The organism is Streptomyces sp. BJ20 (assembly GCF_022869105.1).
Lineage (GTDB): Bacteria > Actinomycetota > Actinomycetes > Streptomycetales > Streptomycetaceae > Streptomyces > Streptomyces griseoincarnatus.
Window position 1 is genome coordinate 5,692,256 of sequence record NZ_CP094918.1, and the last position, 18,464, is coordinate 5,710,719.

The window sequence follows — 18,464 nt, forward strand, 5'->3', positions numbered from 1 at the left end:
AGCCGGGCGCGTCCCGGCTCACCGGGCGGCCCGAACGGGTGAGGCGGATGCGGCAGAAGCGGAAGCCCGGACCCTCCTGACGGAGTGTCCGGGCTTCCGGGTGCCGTGTGGCGTGTTACTGGGTGCGGTTCTCACCGCGGTAGTACTCGAAGACCCAGCCCCACAGACCGATCAGCAGCAGCGGCGCGGAGAAGTACATCAGCCACCAGCCGATCGCCACGCCCGCGAAGGCCAGGGCGCCGCCCGCGGCCAGGGACAGGGGCTGCCAGCTGTGCGGGCTGAAGAACCCGACCTCGCCGGCGTCGTCGGCGACGTCCGCCTCCTTGTTGTCCTGGGCGCCCACGTCGACCCGCCGGGCGGTGAAGCCCAGGTAGAAGCCGATCATGATGCTCAGGCCGAAGGACAGGAAAAGGGCAGTGGTGCCGACCGGCTCCTTCGACCACAGGCCGTAGACCACGGCCATGGCCAGGAAGAAGAGGCTCAGCCACATGAACATCTTGCCCTGGATCTTCACTTGCCGGCCTCCTTGCCGCCGGAGAGGGCCTTCTCGCCGTGACCGGCGTTCTCGAGCTCGTCGAGCGCGGCGATCTCCGGGTGGTGCAGGTCGAACGCCGGGGATTCACTGCGGATCCGCGGCAGGGTGAGGAAGTTGTGCCGGGGCGGCGGGCAGGAGGTCGCCCACTCGAGGGAGCGGCCGTAGCCCCACGGGTCGTCGACCTCGACCGGCTTGCCGTACTTGGCGGTCTTCCACACGTTGTAGAAGAACGGCAGCAGCGACATGCCGAGGAGGAACGACGCGATCGTCGAGACCGTGTTCAGGGCGGTGAAGCCGTCCGCGGCCAGGTAGTCCGCGTACCGGCGCGGCATGCCCTCGACGCCCAGCCAGTGCTGGACCAGGAAGGTGCCGTGGAAGCCGATGAACAGCGTCCAGAAGGTGATCTTGCCGAGCCGCTCGTCGAGCATCTTGCCGGTGAACTTCGGCCACCAGAAGTGGAAGCCGGCGAACATCGCGAACACCACGGTGCCGAACACCACGTAGTGGAAGTGCGCCACCACGAAGTACGAGTCGGAGACGTGGAAGTCCAGCGGCGGCGAGGCCAGGATGACGCCGGTCAGACCGCCGAAGGTGAACGTGATGAGGAAGCCCAGCGTCCACAGCATCGGTGTCTCGAAGGACAGGCTGCCCTTCCACATGGTGCCGATCCAGTTGAAGAACTTCACACCGGTCGGGACCGCGATCAGGAAGGTCATGAAGGAGAAGAACGGCAGCAGCACACCGCCCGTGACGTACATGTGGTGCGCCCACACCGTCACCGACAGACCCGCGATCGCGATGGTCGCGCCGATGAGACCCATGTAGCCGAACATCGGCTTGCGGGAGAACACCGGGATGATCTCGGAGACGATGCCGAAGAACGGCAGCGCGATGATGTACACCTCGGGGTGACCGAAGAACCAGAAGAGGTGCTGCCAGAGCAGCGCTCCGCCGTTCGTCGAGTCGAAGATGTGCGCCCCGAACTTGCGGTCCGCCTCCAGGGCGAACAGCGCGGCGGCCAGCACCGGGAAGGCGAGCAGCACCAGCACACCGGTGAGCAGCACGTTCCAGGTGAAGATCGGCATGCGGAACATCGTCATGCCGGGCGCGCGCATGCAGATGATGGTGGTGATGAAGTTGACCGCGCCGAGGATGGTGCCGAAGCCGGAGAGGGCGAGGCCCATGATCCACATGTCGGAGCCGATGCCCGGCGAGCGGACCGCGTCCGACAGCGGCGAGTAGGCGAACCAGCCGAAGCTGGCGGCGCCGTCCGGCGTCAGGAAGCCGCCGACCGCGATGAGCGAGCCGAACGAGTAGAGCCAGTAGGCGAACATGTTCAGCCGCGGGAACGCCACGTCGGGCGCGCCGATCTGCAGCGGCATGATCCAGTTCGCGAAGCCGGCGAACAGCGGCGTCGCGAACATCAGCAGCATGATCGTGCCGTGCATCGTGAACGCCTGGTTGAACTGCTCGTTCGACACGATCTGCAGGCCCGGGCGGGCCAGCTCGGCGCGCATCACCAGGGCCATCACGCCGCCGATGACGAAGAAGACGAACGACGTCACGAGGTACATCGTGCCGATCGTCTTGTGGTCCGTGGTCGTCAGCCACTTGACCACGACGCTGCCACGGTTCTGGCGCCTGACCGGCAGTTCGTCCTCGTAGTGGGACCCAGCTGCCGCGGCACCCTTGGGTTCGTTGAGGATGCTCACAGGATGTTCGACTCCCGGTTCTTCTCGGGGCCGGACTGCTCGATGCCCGCGGGCACGTAGCCCTGCTGCCCCTTCTTCGCGAGGTCCTTCAGGTGCTGCTCGTACCGCTCGGGGGAGACGACCTTCACGTTGAACAGCATCCGGGAGTGGTCGACGCCGCAGAGTTCGGCGCACTTGCCGAGGAAGGTGCCCTCACGGTTGGGGGTCACCTCGAAGGCGTTGGTGTGGCCCGGGATGACGTCCTGCTTCATCAGGAACGGCACCACCCAGAAGGAGTGGATGACATCACGCGAGGTCAGCACGAAGCGGACCCGCTTGCCCTCGGGCAGCCACAGGGTGGGGCCCGGGTTGTTGGTCTGCGGGTTCCGGGTTCCGGGGATGCCGCAGTCGTAGACACCGCCGGCGTCGGCCGGGAAGGCCTCCTTGTAGCGGTCCGGAATCGCGTCGAGTTCCTCGGACGTCTTGGCGTCGCCCGTGGAACCCTCGACGTCCTCGACGTAGTTGAAGCACCAGCTCCACTGGAAGCCGACCACGTTCACCGTGACGTCGGGCTTCTTCTCGAGCTTCAGCAGCTCGGATTCGTCTCGCGCGGTGAAGTAGAAGAACACCGAGACGATGACGAGGGGGACCACCGTGTACAACGCCTCGATGGGCATGTTGTACCGGGTCTGCGGAGGTACCTCGACCTTGGTGCGGCTGCGCCGGTGGAAGAAAGCACTCCACAGGATCAGGCCCCACACCAGCACGCCGACGGCGAGCGCGGCCGCCCAGGACCCCTGCCACAGGGAGAGGATCCGGGGAGCCTCTTCCGTCGTGGGGGTGGGCATGCCAAGGCGGGGGAAGTCCTCCCATGTGCAACCGGTGGCGGTCGCCAGGACCAGGCCCGCGGTCAGTGCCTGCAGCAGCTTCCGCCGCATCGGGCGCCGCGGCTTGGGGGTACCGCCCACGCCTTCCAGGCCGTGGGGGAGGTCGGAGCCGTTGGGACTCACGTAGCGCCTTCCCGAGAGTCTCGCCCGCGCTGTTCGGCTGCGGCCTCGCTGGTCGGTCGCCGCCCTGCGTCGGGCAGGGGTTTGGATGTTTATGCGGACCAAACCCTAGCCGACGCCCTTCCGGGGGTCGCGGGGAGGGGTGCCGTACGCGCCGCGGGTTGCGTCGAGCGCCTCGTCATCCGGGGGTACGGGCGTCGTGGCGGCTGCGGCGCCGTCGTGGTCGATCGCGCGGTTCCTCGCGCCCCTGAGGGGGTTAGCGTTGCCGTGTGTCCTACTTCGATGCCGCTTCCGGTGCTCCTCTTCATCCCGTCGCCCGTCAGGCCCTGCTGGCGTCGCTGGACGAAGGGTGGGCGGATCCGGCGCGGTTGTACAAGGAGGGGCGGCGGGCGCGGCTGTTGCTCGACGCCGCCCGGGAGGCGGCCGCCGAGGCCGTGGGGTGCCGTCCCGACGAGCTGGTGTTCACCCCGTCCGGGACCGCCGCGGTGCACACCGGGATCACGGGGGCGCTGGCCGGCAGACGGCGCACCGGGCACCACCTGATCGTGTCAGCGGTCGAACACTCTTCTGTACTCCATGCGGCGGAAGTTCACCGGGACGGCGGCGGCACGGTCACCGAGGTCCCGGTGGACCGCACGGGTGCCGTACGCCCGTCCGAGTTCGCCGGGGCGCTGCGGCCGGACACCGCGCTGGCCTGTCTGCAGTCCGCCAACCACGAGGTGGGCACCCTCCAGCCGGTGGCCGAGGCGGCCGAGGCGTGCCGGGCCGCCGGGGTGCCGCTGCTGGTGGACGCGGCGCAGTCGCTGGGCTGGGGTCCGGTGGAGGGCGACTGGTCACTGCTCGCGGCGAGCGCCCACAAGTGGGGCGGGCCCTCGGGGGTGGGTCTGCTCGCCGTGCGCAAGGGGGTGCGGTTCGCGCCCCAGGGGCCGCGGGACGAGCGGGAGTCGGGGCGGGTGCCCGGGTTCGAGAACCTCCCGGCGATCGTGGCCGCGGCGGCGTCGCTGCGGGCGGTGCGGGCGGAGGCCGCCCAGGAGGCGGCCAGGCTGCGGGAGCTGACGGACCGGATCCGGGCGCGGGTGCCGGAGCTGGTGCCGGACGTGGAGGTGGTCGGGGACCCGGAGCGGCGGTTGCCGGGGGTGGTCACGTTCTCGTGTCTCTATGTCGACGGGGAGACCGTGCTGCACGAGCTGGACCGGGCGGGCTTCTCCGTGTCGTCCGGCTCGTCCTGCACCAGCAGCACGCTGACGCCCAGCCATGTGCTGAGGGCGATGGGGGTGCTCAGCGAGGGCAACGTCCGGGTCTCGCTGCCGCCGGGCACCGAGGAGGAGGACGTGGAGCGCTTCCTCGGCGTGCTGCCGGGGGTGGTCGCCGGGGTGCGGGAGAAGCTGGGCGCGCCGGTGTCCCGGACGGAGACCGTCACGCGGGAGCGGGACGAGGCGCTGGTGGTGGACGCGCTGGGACGGCGCTGCCCGATCCCGGTGATCGAGCTGGCCAGGGTGATCGGCGACGTGCCGGTGGGCGGCCTGGTGCGGGTCCTCGCCGACGACGAGGCGGCCCGGCTCGACATCCCCGCGTGGTGCGAGATGCGCGGCCAGGAGTACGTCGGCGAGCAGCCGGCGGACCGGGGCGCGGCCTATGTGGTCCGCCGGCTGTCGTGAGTGACCGAGGGCGGCGTCAGCCGAGGTGCTCGCGCACCTCGGTGGCGGCGTCGTCACCGTAGGCCTTGGTGAAGCGCTCCATGAAGTGACCGCGGCGCAGCTGGTACTCCTGGGTGCCGACCGTCTCGATGACGAGGGTCGCCAGCATGCAGCCGACCTGCGCGGCGCGCTCCAGGGAGACGCCCCACGCCAGGCCGGACAGGAAGCCGGCGCGGAAGGCGTCGCCGACGCCGGTGGGGTCGGCCTTGCGCTCCTCGTCGGGGCAGGCGACCTCGACGGTCTCCTCGCCGGCCCGCTCGATGCGCACCCCGCGGGCGCCCAGAGTGGTGACGCGGTGGCCGACCTTGGCGAGGATCTCCTCGTCGGTCCAGCCGGTCTTGGTCTCGATGAGGCCCTTCTCGTACTCGTTCGAGAAGAGGTACGTGGCCCCCTCCAGCAGTATCCGGATCTCCTCCCCGTCCATGCGGGCGATCTGCTGGGAGAAGTCGGCGGCGAACGGGATGCCCCGCGAGCGGCACTCCTCGGTGTGCCGGAGCATCGCCTCCGGGTCGTCGGCGCCGATGGACACCAGGTCGAGGCCGCCCACGCGGTCGGCGACGGTCTTCAGCTCGATCAGGCGGGCCTCGCTCATCGCGCCCGTGTAGAAGGAGCCGATCTGGTTGTGGTCGGAGTCCGTGGTGCACACGAAGCGGGCGGTGTGCAGCGTGTCCGAGATGCGGACGGAGTCGGTGTCGACACCGTGCCGCTCCAGCCAGGCCCGGTACTCGTCGAAGTCGAACCCGGCCGCGCCGACCAGGATCGGGCGGGTGCCGAGCTGACCCATGCCGAAGGCGATGTTCGCGGCCACCCCGCCGCGACGCACGTCGAGGTTGTCGACCAGGAAGGACAGCGAGACCGTGTGCAGCTGGTCCGCGACGAGCTGGTCGGCGAACCGGCCGGGGAAGGTCATGAGGTGGTCGGTGGCGATGGAGCCGGTGACTGCGATGCGCACGGCGTGGATTCTCCTGAGGGAGGGGGTTTGACACTTCACGCTACCGGGTGGGAACGGCCCGTAGAAGCAGTCGAAACTACCCGATAGTAGCTCTTTCTTCGCGGCTGTCGGCGTGCATACGGTGCGGACATGACGAACATCAAGGTCCACAGCCCCGCTCCGGTCGACCTCGAGGGCGATCTGACCTCGCTGCGCGGTGACTGCGCCCGGATGGTCCCGCACTGGGCCGCACCCGAGCGGACGGCGTCCCGGCCGGTGTCGCCCTCCCTGATCCACGGGGTGGACGTGCCGCCCTCCTCGGCGCGGATGCTCGACGCCATGTCCGACTACGGCGACTGAGCGAACGCGGGGAACCGCGCGCTCCCCCACTGCGTCCCATCGCTGTCCCCCGTAGAGGGGATGCGGGATACGAACCCTCGGCAGCCCCGGTGCGACCGGGCAGGGTCCGCAGGGGACAGCTGTGCAGGCGAAGGAGCGATGCGGTGAACACCGAGCGACCCGACCACGACGACGAGCCGCGCCCCGTCCCGGGCGACGCGCCCGACACGGAGGGCGCACGGCCGCGCACCACCTCCTCCTCGGAGGCGGCCGGCTCCGGCACGGACGCCGTGGAGACGCGTGGCCCGGCGGCCGAGGACACGGAGGGCTCCGGGACATCCGGCCCGGCCGGGGACGCCGGCGCGTCCGGGGAGCACGGCCCGGCGGAGGGTGCCGGGGGCGCCGGGGCCAGGGCCGGGGGGCCCACGCGGACGGGTGAAAGCGGCACGGCCGATCGGCCGCGGAAGCAGGAGGGCGGCCCCTCCGAGGCCCGGGCGGGCGGAATCGCCGACGGCCGGCCCTCCGCGGGGCCCGGCGAGACCGCCGCCGGTGTGCACCGCACCGGTACGGAAGGGACCGGACCGACGGCGGTGGACGCCGATGCGCCTGTGCCTTCGCGGCCGACGCAGCCGGACGTGACGGGGCCGCGCGACGCCGACGCGCCCCGGACCGGAGAGGCCGAGGCCGCTCAGGCCGCCACGGCCGGAACCACCGACCCCGCAGCCGCGGACGACACGGCCGCACCGGCCGACCCGCCCGCGACCGCAGCCGACACGCCCGCAAGCCCCGCAACCTCCCCACCCGGAACCACCGACCCGGCAACCGCAGGAGACGAGCCCCGCGCCGGAAAGGCCGAGCCCGCACCGGCCGACCCGCCCGCGACCGCAGCCGACACGCCCGCAAGCCCCGCAACCTCCCCACCCGGAACCACCGACCCGGCAACCGCAGGAGACGAGCCCCGCGCCGGAAAGGACGAGCCCGCACCGGCCGACCCGCCCGCGACCGCAGCCAACGCGTCCGCAGGCGCCCCGGCCTCCACCCCCGGAACCACCGACCCGGCAGCCGCGGGAGACGACACGTCCGCGCCGGCCGGCGCGCCCGCGGGCACCGGAGCCGCCGAGTCCTCCGTCCCGTCGGCCGGGGACGACCATGCCTATGCAGGGCCCGAGCCCGTGGTCGGCGGGAGCCGGGACGCGGAACGTGGGTCCGAGGGGCCGGCCCGTCGCCGCACGCCTGCGTTGGTCGCCTCCGTCGCCGCCGCCGTGCTGCTGGTCGGCGGCGGTGGCGCGTATCTCGCGGCCGGGGCGGCCGGTGACTCCGGGGGCGGCGCGACGCCGGGGGCGAACGGCGACGCCACTCCCCCGCCGCTCGCCCTGGACGGCCACTCCGAGAGCGGCCCGGACGGCATCGCGCCGGGCGAGCCCAACCCGTACGGCGCGTCCTACCGCGCCGAGGGCGCCCTCCCCGACGGTCCGGACGCGGCACCCGTGTTCCACGCGCGGGGCCAGGTCACCGAGGACCGCGTGGTCGCGCTGGCCGAGGCGCTGGGGGTCGAGGGCAGGCCGGTCGCCGAGGGCGGCTCCTGGCGCATCGGCGGCCAGGACGGCTCCGGTCCGACCCTGCGCGTCGACAAGCAGGCCCCCGGCACCTGGACGTTCAGCCGGAACGTCCGCGGCAGTGACAACTGCAAGGGCGCCACCTGCAAGGCCCCGACCGGCGCCAAGGCGGCCGCGGTGAGCGAGGAAGCCGCGAAGAAGGCCGCCGCACCGGTGCTGAAGGCGGTGGGCCAGGACGACGCCAAGCTGGACGCGAGCCAGGTGCTGGACGGCAGCCGCGTCGTGAACGCCGACCCGGAGGTCGGCGGACTGCCGACGTACGGCTGGACGACCGGGGTGGTCGTCGGGGCGAGCGGCGAGGTCGTCGGCGGCAGCGGGCGGCTCGCGGAGCCGGTGAAGGGCGACGAGTACCCGGTGGTGAGCGCCCGCGAGGCGCTGGACGCGATGAACGGGGCGCCCGGCGCCGGCGACCGCGTGGAGATCGGCGGCTGCGCCACCCCCGCACCGCTGGACGAGGGGCAGCAGCAGGAGGAGCCCTGCGCACCTGCGAAGCCGGCCGGTGAGACCGTCGCGGTCGACGAGGCGGTGTTCGGGCTGGCCGCGCACTCGGTGGACGGGCGCCCGGCGCTGGTGCCGTCCTGGCTGTTCGAGGTGCGCCCGGCGGGGTCCGACAACCCGTTCACGGTGACGCATCCGGCGGTGGAGCCGGAGTTCCTCGCCGCGCCGACGGGGTCCGGGGAGCGGCCGGGCGAGGAGCCGTCGGGTCCCGGTGACGAGCCGACGTCCGCGCCGGCCACCCGTGACGTCGAGGTGGAGGGCTACACGGCCCAGGGCGACGAGCTGACCGTGACGTTCACGGGCGGCGTCTGCGCCGACTACAAGGCGACCGCGAGCGAGAGCGCCAGCAAGGTCACCGTGCGGGTGACCGAGACGCCCTGGCCGGACAAGGTGTGCATTCTGATCGCCAAGCAGTACGAGCAGACGCTGCGGCTGGACGCCCCGCTCGGCGACCGCCAGGTGGTGACGGCGGACGGCGAGCCGGTGCCGCTGCACAAGGGCGGCGCCCGCCTGCCCGCACCGACCGGCGCACGCTGAGCGGCGCACGCGCGCACGACGAAGGCGGCGGTCCCGTGGTCACGGGGCCGCCGCCTTCGTCATGTGGTCCGCCGGGCGGACCGGCGGTGCTCAGCTGAAGGAGTCGCCGCAGGCGCAGGAGCCCGTGGCGTTCGGGTTGTCGATCGTGAAGCCCTGCTTCTCGATGGTGTCGACGAAGTCGATGGTGGCGCCGCCCAGGTACGGGGCGCTCATGCGGTCGGTGACGACCTTCACACCGCCGAAGTCCTTCACCACGTCGCCGTCGAGCGCGCGCTCGTCGAAGAAGAGCTGGTACCGCAGGCCGGAGCAGCCGCCGGGCTGGACGGCCACGCGCAGGGCGAGGTCGTCACGGCCTTCCTGGTCGAGCAGGGCCTTGACCTTGGACGCGGCGGCGTCGGTCAGGATGATGCCGTCGGTGACGGTGGTGGTCTCGTCCGATACGGACATCTACATCTCTCCCGGGTTGTACGGAGACTGCTTGCCGACGGTTGCAACCGACGGGGCCGCGGATTCATTCCAAGCCGGGTGCGTCTTTTCCTCGGCTCCCTCCTCATGCTCGCACACGCCGTGCGGAGCGGAAACCGTCGCTCGCCGGGGCCCACGGGGAATGAACGGAGGGCCGCCGGGATTCACGTCACATGGACGCTATGGCCATCGTCAAAGTGACGTGAACCGGTTATGATAGATAGCGTCAAATCGACGAGAAGTCGCCAGAACAGAAAGGGTGCGTGTCGTGACCACCGCCCAGACCCAGGAGCTCGACGTCCAGCCGACGCCCCTCGCCCTGCTGCTCCTCGGCCGGGAGGCCGACCCGAGGAGCGAGCGCGGTGTGGAGTGTCCCGGCGACCTCCCCTCCCCGTCCGACCCGGACCTGGTGGAGCGCGCCCGCGCGGCCAAGGCGAAGCTCGGGGACAAGGTCTTCGTGCTCGGCCACCACTACCAGCGGGACGAGGTCATCCAGTTCGCCGACGTCACGGGCGACTCCTTCAAGCTGGCGCGGGACGCGGCCGCGCGCCCCCAGGCCGAGTACATCGTGTTCTGCGGTGTGCACTTCATGGCCGAGTCCGCCGACATCCTCACCGGTGACGACCAGAAGGTGGTCCTCCCCGACCTCGCGGCCGGCTGCTCCATGGCGGACATGGCCACCGCCGAGCAGGTCGCCGAGTGCTGGGACGTGCTGACCGAGGCCGGGATCGCCGAGCAGGTCGTCCCCGTCTCGTACATGAACTCCTCCGCCGACATCAAGGCCTTCACCGGCAAGCACGGCGGCACGATCTGCACCTCGTCGAACGCCGAGCGCGCCCTGGACTGGGCGTTCGAGCAGGGCGAGAAGGTCCTCTTCCTCCCCGACCAGCACCTGGGCCGCAACACGGCGGTGCGGGACATGGGGATGTCGCTGGAGGACTGCGTCGTCTACAACCCGCACAAGCCGAACGGCGGCCTGACCGCCGAGGAGCTGCGCGCCGCGAAGATGATCCTGTGGCGCGGCCACTGCTCGGTGCACGGCCGCTTCAGCCTGGACTCGGTGAACGAGGTCCGTGAGCGCATCCCGGGCGTCAACGTCCTGGTGCACCCCGAGTGCCGTCACGAGGTCGTCGCCGCGGCCGACCACGTCGGCTCGACCGAGTACATCATCAAGACGCTGGAGGCTGCCCCGGCCGGCTCCAAGTGGGCCATCGGTACCGAGCTGAACCTGGTCCGCCGCCTGGCGAACCGTTTCGCTTCCGAGGACAAGGAGATCGTGTTCCTCGACCGCACGGTCTGCTTCTGCTCGACGATGAACCGTATCGACCTCCCCCACCTGGTCTGGGCCCTGGAGTCCCTCGCCGAGGGCACCCTGGTCAACCGCATCGAGGTCGACAAGGAGACGGAGGCCTTCGCCAAGCTCGCCCTGGAGCGGATGCTGGCGCTGCCGTAGCCGGCCGCCCCGCCCTCACCCCGGCACGGGCTCCCGGTCGGGGTGGGCGGGGTCCAGCGAGAACAGACCGCCCTCGGACGTGCTGACGACCAGGGCGCCGTCGTGCAGCAGCACCTGCGCCGACTCCCGGCCCAGGGCATCCGCCCGCCGGGCACGCGGCAGGGTCTCCCACAGTGGGGTTCCCTTGGTGGTGTCGAGGGCGGCGACCCGGCCGCTGGCGGTGGAAAGGTAGACCACGCGGGCCCGCGGATCGTGGGTGACGCCGGAGGGCTGTTCCAGGCTGGTCCGGGTGGTCCACAGCCGTGCGCCGGTCCGGGCCGACACCGCGGTGAGCCGGCCGGAGGACGAGGCGCTCCACAGGACGCCGTCCGCGAGCGTCACGTCCCCCTCCAGCTCGTGCGCGAGCCGGGTCGTCGTGGAGCGGCCCGTGCCGGTGTCGACCAGCCGGATGCGCGTGTACGCGTCCCTCTCCTCGTCCTCGGGCCGGTCGAGCAGGAGGACGCGCCCGTCGAACCATCCGAGGGGCACGGAGTCGTAGGGCGCCTCGGCGGTGTGCGCCGTGCCGTCGGTTGCGTCCAGGGTCAGGAGCACCTGGTGCTCCGCGGGCTCATCGCCCGGCCCGCAAGCAAGGGGGACGTAGGTGCCCGAGCCCGTCCAGTCGCAGTACTGCCCTTCCGGCAGCGCGGCCGTCCAACGCTCGGCGCCGGTGCGTGCCGAGCGGGCCACGAGCGTCCGGCCGCTGTCGTCGTCCGGGACGACCACGAGGTCGCCGAGGAGGTGGGCGTAGGTCTGGGAGTCGTTCAGGCCGCGGTGCCACAAGAGCTTTCCGGTGCGCGCGTCGAGGGCGGTGACCGAGGTCCGGTACTCTCCGCCCTCGCCGGGGCGGTACCGCTGCTGCACCACCATCGTGCCGTCCACGACCCCGAGCACCGAGAAGCCGAACTCGCCCTCGGCCGCGGCGGACGGGACCCCGTCGGCGCGCCAGACCGCCCGCCCGGTGAGCGCGTCGATCCGCAGGGGCAGCGTCCCGTCGCCCGCGCAGAACACGGCGTTTCCCTCCACCGCGCACCGCGGGGCGGAGAAGACGCCCACCCCGGCCACGTCGTACGCCCGCTTCACCCCGCTCACGGCGGGCGCCTCCATCGTCGTCTGCCATGGCCGCCAGCCGTCCGGCAGGGCGGCCCACCGGGAGGGCGCGGCGACGTCCGTGCCCTTCTGCCCGTCGTCCCCGGGGCCTGAGAGGAGGTAGGCCGTCAGCCCGAGGGCGAGCGCGACGGCGGTCCCGGACACGGCCCACAGCCTGCGGGCACGGCCCCGGCGGCGGGCGGGCGGCTCGGGTGCGGACGAGGCGTCGGCGCCGAAGCCGTAGTCGGGGGTTCCGGCGGGCCGGGTCCGCACCAGGGCCAGATCGTCGGCGCGCAGCCGGACCGTGGACGCCTCCTCGTCACCGGTCTCGGGAAGCGCGGCCATGAACTCGGCCGCGAGGGAGCCCGGTTCGGGCCGCTCCTTGGGGTCCTTGGCCAGGCAGCGCTCCAGGACCGGGCGCAGGGGGTCCGGCACGTCGTCCAGGGCCGGGGCGTCGTGCACCACCTGGTACGCCGTCAGATAGGGGCTGTCCGCGTCGAAGGGGCCGCGGCCTGTGGCGGCGAAGACGATCAGGGCGCCCAGGGAGAACACGTCGGAGGCCGGGCCCACCGAGCGGGCGTCGGTCAGCTGCTCCGGGGACATGAACGGCGGGGTGCCGATCATCTGGCCGGTCTCGGTGAGGGTGTTGTGGTTCTCGACCGCGCGCGAGATGCCGAAGTCGATGACCCGGGGGCCGTCGTCGGCCATCAGCACGTTGGCGGGCTTGAGGTCGCGGTGGACGACCCCGGCGCGATGGATGTCCCGCAGCGCCTCCACCAGGCCGAGCGCCAGCCGTCGCAACTCGGTGCGGTTCAGCCGGCCCTCGTCGCGGATCCGCGCGGCGAGCGAGAGACCGGGCACGTACTGGGTGGCCATCCACGGGCGCTCGGCGTCCGGGTCGGCGTCCACGACGGGCGCGGTGAAGACGCCGCTCACCTTGCGGACGGCGGCGATCTCCTGGCGGAAACGGGTCCGGAAGACGGGGTCCTCGGCGTACTGGGCGTGCACCACCTTCACGGCGACCTCGCGGCCGGACCGCGATCTGCCCCGGTAGACGGCGCCCATGCCGCCGGCGCCGAGCCGGTCCAGCAGCCGGTAGCCACCGACCGACTTCGGGTCGTCCTTGCGCAGCGGCACCCCGAGCCCTCCCCCGTGAGCCAGTTCGAGGCCCCAGCATATGTAACGGCGAAGCGGCGACGGCCGGTTCCCGAACCGATTGTTCCGGTTCGGCAACCGGCCGCCGCGGGTCACGCGGTCAGACGGACGCGGGCCGCGTCTCGTCGGAGGAGGCGTCCGGCGCCGGCTGCTCGGGCCGGCCCGCCTTCCCGGTCCGCTTCACGGCCCGCTTCTTCGCCCGGCGCTCCTTGCGGAGTTCCAGCATCGCGTAGAGCGTCGGGACCAGGAGCAGGGTGAGCAGGGTCGACGTGATCAGGCCGCCGATCACCACGACCGCGAGCGGCTGGGCGATGAAGCCGCCCTCTCCGGTGACGCCGAGCGCCATCGGGAGCAGGGCGAAGATCGTCGCCAGGGCGGTCATCAGGATCGGACGCAGACGGTGCCGGCCGCCCTCGATCACGGCCTCGATGATGCCGTGCCCCTGTGCGCGGTACTGGTTGATCAGGTCGATCAGCACGATCGCGTTGGTGACCACGATGCCGATCAGCATCAGCATGCCGATCATCGCCGGGACGCCCATCGGGGTGCCGGTGACCAGCAGCAGGCCGATCGCGCCGGTCGCCGCGAACGGCACGGACACCAGCAGGATCAGCGGCTGGGCCAGCGACCGGAAGGTGCCGACCAGCAGCATGAACACGATGGCGATGGCGGCCAGCATGGCCAGACCCAGGTTGACGAAGGCCTCGTCCTGGTCCTCGGTCACGCCGCCGATCTCGGCCGTCGCGCCCGCGGGCAGCGTCAGCTCGTTGATCTTCGACTGCAGCGCCGTGCCCACGGCGCCCGTGTTGTCGCCGACCGGGCGGGCGGTGACGGTGGCCGCGCGCTGGCCGTCGATCCGGGTCATGGACACCGGGCCGTCCACCTGCCGGACGGTGGCGATGTCACCCAGCTTCACCGGGCCGAGGCGCAGGTTGCGCAGCTGCTCGACGGTCGTGGCGGGCCGCGCCGAGCGGATCACGACGTCCCGCTCGGTGTCGTCGAGGACGGCCTTGGCGGCCGGGGTGCCCTTCACCGACTGGGCGACGGCCATTCCGAGGGTCTGGGCGTCGAAACCGGCCGCCGCCGCCTTGTCGTTGGGCACGACCGAGACGCGGGGCACGCTCTGCGCCAGGTCGCTGGTGACGTCGGTGACGTCGTCCAGGGAGGCCACCGCCTCGCGGACCTGCTCGGCCGCCTTGTTCAGCACCTGCGCGTCGGCCGCCTTGACGATGACGCTGAGGTCCTGGCTGCCGAAGCCGTCGCCGGCCGCCACCGTGGTGGTGCCGATGCCGTCGAGACCGGCGAGGCCCTTCTCGATGCCGGCGCGGACGTCCTCGGAGGACGCGGAGTCCTCCAGCATGACCTGGTAGCTCGCCTGGTTGGTGTCGGTGCCGCCGCCGAAGGCCGCCATGAAGCCGGACGAGCCGACGGTCACCTGGTAGTCCTTGACACCCTCGGTGTCCGAGAGCAGCTTCTCGACCTTCTTCGCCTGGGCGTCGGTGGCGGCCAGGCTGGTGCCGGGCTCGAGCTTCTGCGTGACGGTGAGGACCTGCTGCTCGCCCGCGTCGAAGAAGTTGGTCTTCAGCAGCGGAGCCATGGCGAAGGTGGCGATCAGCACGACGACGGCGATGGCGACGCTGGTCAGCCGGCGCCGCGTGGCGAAGCGCAGCACGGGCACGTAGGTGCGCTGGAGGCGGCTCTTCGCCTCCTTCTCCTCGGCCTGCCTGCGGGCCTCCTCGGCGTCCTCCGGGGTGCCCTTCGGCGGCCGCAGGAACCAGTACGACAGCACCGGCACGACCGTCAGCGACACCAGCAGGGACGCCAGCAGCGCGGCGGTGACGGTGAGGCTGAAGGAGCCGAACAGCTCGCCCACCATGCCGCCGACGAGGCCGATCGGCAGGAACACGGCGACGGTGGTGAGGGTGGAGGAGGTGACCGCGCCGGCCACCTCGCGCACCGCGTTCATGATCGCGGAGTGGCGCTCCTCGCCGTAGCCGAGGTGCCGCTTGATGTTCTCCAGGACGACGATGGAGTCGTCGACGACCCGGCCGATGGCGATGGTCAGACCACCCAGGGTCAGCATGTTGAGCGACAGGTCGCGGGTCCACAGGACGATCAGCGCGAGCACCACCGACAGCGGGATGGACACCGCGGTGACGAGGGTGGAGCGGACCGACGCGAGGAAGACCAGGATCACCAGCACGGCGAAGAGCAAGCCGAGCGCGCCCTCGGTGGTGAGGCCGTCGATGGCCTTCGAGACGGCGGGGCCCTGGTCGCTGACCACGGTGAGGGTGGCGCCGTCGCCGAGGTCCTCACGCAGCCCGGGCAGCTTCTCCTCGACGGCCTCGGAGATGGCGACGGCGCTGCCGTCGTGGTCCATGGTGGCCATCACGGCGAGGCTGGGCCTGCCGTTGGTGCGGGTGAGGGAGTCGGAGCGCGCCTCCTCCTGCCGGACCGTGGCCACGTCGCCGAGGCGGACGGGCTTCCCCTGGCCCGGGGCGGCGGCGACCATGAGGTCCTGGATCTGCCGGACGGAGGTGAAGCCGCCGCCGACCTGGACGGTGCGGTTGGCGCCGTTCTCGTCGAAGGAGCCCGCCGGCAGGGTGGCGCCGCCGGCCTGCAGTGCCTGCGCGACGGACGCGCTGGTCAGGCCCGCCTTGGTGAGCTTGGCCTCGTCGGGGACGACCGTGACCTGGAGGTCCCGTACGCCGTCCACCTGGACCTGGCCGACGCCGTCGATGCTCCTCAGCGCGGGCACCACCGTGCGGTCCAGCTGGTCGGCGAGCGCCTGCTGGTCCTTGTCGGAGGTGACGGCGAGCACCACGGTCGGGATGTCGTCCGTGGAGCCGGCGACGACCTGCGGGTCCACCCCGGACGGCAGCCGGGCGCCGGCCCGGTTGACGGCCTGCTGCACGTCGGCGACGAGCTGCTGGGTGTTGTTGCCGTAGTCGAAGGACGCCATGATCACGGCGTTGCCCTCGCTCGCCTTCGAGGTGACGCCGGAGATACCGTCGACGGCCTCCAGGCTGTCCTCGACGGGTTCGACGACCTGCTTCTCCACCACGTCCGGGGAGGCGCCCTGATAGGGCGCGACCACGGAGACCATGGGCAGTTCGATGGTCGGCAGGAGCTGCTGCTTGAGCTGGGGTATCGCGATCGCCCCGAAGACGAGCGCGATGATCGACATCAGTCCGATCAGCGCCCGTTGCGCGAGGCTGAATCTGGACAGCCAGGACATGGGTCAGGGTCTCTTTTCCGTGGAGCGGCGAAGGTCCGGCAGAGGGGCGCACGCACAGTGGGCGGCCCGCTCTACACCCTGGGCCATGGCCCACGGCCGATCCGTGGTCCCGAGGTCCGATTCTTCACACGGCGCCTACTCCCGCCGCAGTACTCCCGGCTACGCCCGGTCCGTCCTCGGACGGACCAGCCCGGACTCGTAGGCGATGACCACGAGCTGGGCCCGGTCACGGGCGCCCAGCTTGGCCATGGCTCGGTTGACGTGGGTCTTCACGGTGAGCGGGCTGACCTCGAGGCGCTCGGCGATCTCGTCGTTGGAGTGGCCGCCCGCGACCTGGACCAGCACCTCCCGCTCCCGCACGGTGAGCGAGTCGAGCCGCTCGGCGCGCTCGGGGTCGCCGTCGGGGCCGGGCGGGCCGTCCTGGGCGAGGAAGCGGGCGATCAGGCCCTTGGTGGCCTGCGGGGACAGCAGCGCCTCACCCGAGGCGGCGATCCGGACGGCGCCCAGCATCTCGCCGGGCTCGGAGCCCTTGCCGAGGAAGCCGGACGCGCCGGCCCGCAGCGACTGCACCACGTAGTCGTCGACCTCGAAGGTCGTCAGTATGACCACCCGCACCCCGTCGAGCGCGGGGTCGGCGCTGATCTCGCGGGTGGCGGCGAGCCCGTCGGTGCCGGGCATGCGGATGTCCATGAGGACCACGTCGGGCCGGTGTTCGCGCGCCAGCCGGACGGCCTCGGCGCCGTCGGACGCCTCGCCGACGACCTCCATGTCCGGCTCGGAGTCGACGAGGACGCGGAAGGCGCTGCGCAGCAGAGCCTGGTCGTCGGCGAGCAGGACGCGGATCGTCATGCGGGCTCCAGCGGGGCGTCGTCGGTCACGGGCGGCCGCCGGAGGCGGCGGAGGTGCGGGGCTCGACGGGAAGGATCGCATGCACGCGGAAGCCGCCCCCGTAGCGGGGGCCGGTGGTCAGGGTGCCGCGCAGGGCGGTGACGCGTTCGCGCATGCCGAGCAGTCCGTGCCCGCCGCCTGGCGTGGGGTCGTGTCCGTCGTCGTTGCCGTCGTCGAGCACGGTGACCTCGATGTGCGGTCCGACGCGTACGACGCTGACCTCGGCGCGCGCGTCGGTCCCGGCGTGCTTCTGCACGTTGGTCAGCGCCTCCTGGATGATCCGGTACGCGGCCAGATCGACGGCGGCGGGCAGTTCGGTGTCCTGGTCGGCACGGGCGACCTCGACTTGGAGCCCGGCGTTGCGGAAGGTGGCGGCGAGTTCGTCGAGGCGGTCGAGTCCGGGGGCGGGCTCGGTGGGCGCCTCGGGGTCGCCGGACTGGCGCAGCAGGCCGACGGTGGCGCGCAGTTCACCGAGCGCGTGGCGGCTGGCCTCGCGGACGTGGGCGAGGGCCTCCTTGGCCTGGTCGGGGCGCTTGTCCATGACGTGGGCGGCGACCCCGGCCTGCACGTTGACCAGGGCGATGTGGTGGGCGACCACGTCGTGCAGGTCGCGGGCGATGCGCAGCCGCTCCTCGGCGACGCGGCGGCGGGCCTCCTCCTCGCGGGTGCGTTCGGCGCGTTCGGCGCGCTCGCGGATGGCCTGGACGAAGGCGCGGCGGCTGCGGACGGCGTCGCCGGCGGTGGCGCCGATGCCGGTCCAGGCGAGGATGGCCAGGTTCTCCTGGGCGTACCAGGGCAGGGGCCCCGCGGCCATGGCGGCGCCGGTGAGGACGGTCATGGTGAGCAGGCCCAGCCGCCAGGTGGTGGCGCGGTCGGTGGAGGCGGCGACGGTGTAGAGGGCGATCACCGCGCACATGGCGACGGGAGCGCGCGGGTCCCCGGTGACGGACTCGACGACGGAGAGGCCGCCCGCGACGCCGAGCACCGTGCGCGGGGCGCGGCGGCGGAAGACGAGCGCGGCGGCGCCGAGCGCCATCAGGACCAGGCTGAGCGGGTCGGGGGTGCGCAGCCCCCAGCTGACCCCCTCGGGGTCGTGCGGCTCGACGAAGGACCCGGCGACCATGCACAGCAGGACGCCGACGGCCAGCACCGTGTCCACGGCTGCCGGATGGGCCCGCGCCCGGCAGCGGGCGCGTGTCAGGGTGCTCACGGCTGGTTGCGGTGACCGGGGCGGACGCCCGTGCGGCGTGGCCCCGGCTCCCCCCTCTCTGCGGACTGCCTTGTCGCTG

Annotated in this window: 13 protein-coding genes; 4 read left to right on the forward strand and 9 right to left on the reverse strand. The window is 72.2% G+C overall.

From position 1 onward, the window contains the following. Positions 1 to 115: 115 nt before the first annotated feature. The 3 genes from MTR79_RS25740 to coxB are packed head-to-tail and all read right to left on the reverse strand — an operon-like array spanning position 116 to position 3,164. Positions 116 to 514: a cytochrome c oxidase subunit 4 gene (locus tag MTR79_RS25740; RefSeq protein WP_086700590.1), complete on the reverse strand. Its 399-nt coding sequence runs from the start codon at positions 512 to 514 to the stop codon at positions 116 to 118. Further along, positions 511 to 2,247: a cytochrome c oxidase subunit I gene (gene ctaD / locus MTR79_RS25745; RefSeq protein ID WP_033272941.1), complete on the reverse strand. Its 1,737-nt coding sequence runs from the start codon at positions 2,245 to 2,247 to the stop codon at positions 511 to 513. The genes MTR79_RS25740 and ctaD overlap by 4 nt, the downstream gene beginning before the upstream one ends. Then, positions 2,244 to 3,164, reverse strand: a complete 921-nt coding sequence (coxB, locus tag MTR79_RS25750; RefSeq protein ID WP_048456951.1) for a cytochrome c oxidase subunit II — start codon at positions 3,162 to 3,164, stop codon at positions 2,244 to 2,246. Before coxB ends, ctaD begins: the two co-directional genes overlap by 4 nt. Before the next feature lie 338 nt (positions 3,165 to 3,502). On the opposite strand from coxB, the gene MTR79_RS25755 reads away from it, so the two are divergent. Next, positions 3,503 to 4,891 carry a cysteine desulfurase/sulfurtransferase TusA family protein gene (locus tag MTR79_RS25755; RefSeq protein ID WP_244792051.1) on the forward strand — a complete coding sequence of 463 codons (1,389 nt, stop codon included), beginning with the start codon at positions 3,503 to 3,505 and terminating at the stop codon, positions 4,889 to 4,891. Between the two features lie 16 nt (positions 4,892 to 4,907). On the opposite strand, the gene MTR79_RS25760 is transcribed toward MTR79_RS25755, so the two are convergent. Then, on the reverse strand, positions 4,908 to 5,882 hold the full coding sequence (locus tag MTR79_RS25760; RefSeq protein WP_048456764.1) for a carbohydrate kinase family protein: 975 nt from the start codon (positions 5,880 to 5,882) through the stop codon (positions 4,908 to 4,910). Between the two features lie 129 nt (positions 5,883 to 6,011). Here MTR79_RS25760 and MTR79_RS25765 point away from each other — a divergent pair, with 129 nt between their 5' ends. Both MTR79_RS25765 and MTR79_RS25770 read left to right on the forward strand, forming a co-directional pair. Further along, positions 6,012 to 6,221: a hypothetical protein gene (locus MTR79_RS25765; protein ID WP_086703234.1), complete on the forward strand. Its 210-nt coding sequence runs from the start codon at positions 6,012 to 6,014 to the stop codon at positions 6,219 to 6,221. A 1,151-nt stretch (positions 6,222 to 7,372) separates the two neighbouring features. Further along, entirely contained in the window at positions 7,373 to 8,851 is a 1,479-nt protein-coding gene (locus tag MTR79_RS25770; protein WP_244793300.1) for a hypothetical protein, read from the forward strand. Between the two features lie 90 nt (positions 8,852 to 8,941). Here MTR79_RS25770 and erpA read toward each other — a convergent pair whose 3' ends face one another. After that, complete coding sequence (gene erpA / locus MTR79_RS25775) at positions 8,942 to 9,298, reverse strand: iron-sulfur cluster insertion protein ErpA (RefSeq protein ID WP_048456762.1); 357 nt, start codon at positions 9,296 to 9,298, stop codon at positions 8,942 to 8,944. A 286-nt stretch (positions 9,299 to 9,584) separates the two neighbouring features. Between erpA and nadA the strand changes: the two genes are divergently transcribed. Continuing rightward, positions 9,585 to 10,769 (forward strand): quinolinate synthase NadA, encoded by a 1,185-nt coding sequence (gene nadA / locus MTR79_RS25780; RefSeq protein ID WP_086702322.1) that lies wholly within the window; start codon positions 9,585 to 9,587, stop codon positions 10,767 to 10,769. 15 nt (positions 10,770 to 10,784) lie between these two features. Here the strand turns inward: nadA and MTR79_RS25785 are convergent, their stop codons facing one another. From MTR79_RS25785 to MTR79_RS25800, 4 genes are all read right to left on the reverse strand, one after another. Further along, positions 10,785 to 13,031 carry a serine/threonine-protein kinase gene (locus tag MTR79_RS25785; RefSeq protein ID WP_244792052.1) on the reverse strand — a complete coding sequence of 749 codons (2,247 nt, stop codon included), beginning with the start codon at positions 13,029 to 13,031 and terminating at the stop codon, positions 10,785 to 10,787. Between the two features lie 118 nt (positions 13,032 to 13,149). After that, positions 13,150 to 16,287, reverse strand: a complete 3,138-nt coding sequence (locus tag MTR79_RS25790; RefSeq protein ID WP_244792053.1) for an efflux RND transporter permease subunit — start codon at positions 16,285 to 16,287, stop codon at positions 13,150 to 13,152. 159 nt (positions 16,288 to 16,446) lie between these two features. Continuing rightward, entirely contained in the window at positions 16,447 to 17,136 is a 690-nt protein-coding gene (locus MTR79_RS25795; RefSeq protein ID WP_086702319.1) for a response regulator transcription factor, read from the reverse strand. Positions 17,137 to 17,161: 25 nt separating this feature from the next. Further along, positions 17,162 to 18,385 (reverse strand): sensor histidine kinase, encoded by a 1,224-nt coding sequence (locus MTR79_RS25800; protein ID WP_086702317.1) that lies wholly within the window; start codon positions 18,383 to 18,385, stop codon positions 17,162 to 17,164. Between the last annotated feature and the right edge of the window lie 79 nt (positions 18,386 to 18,464).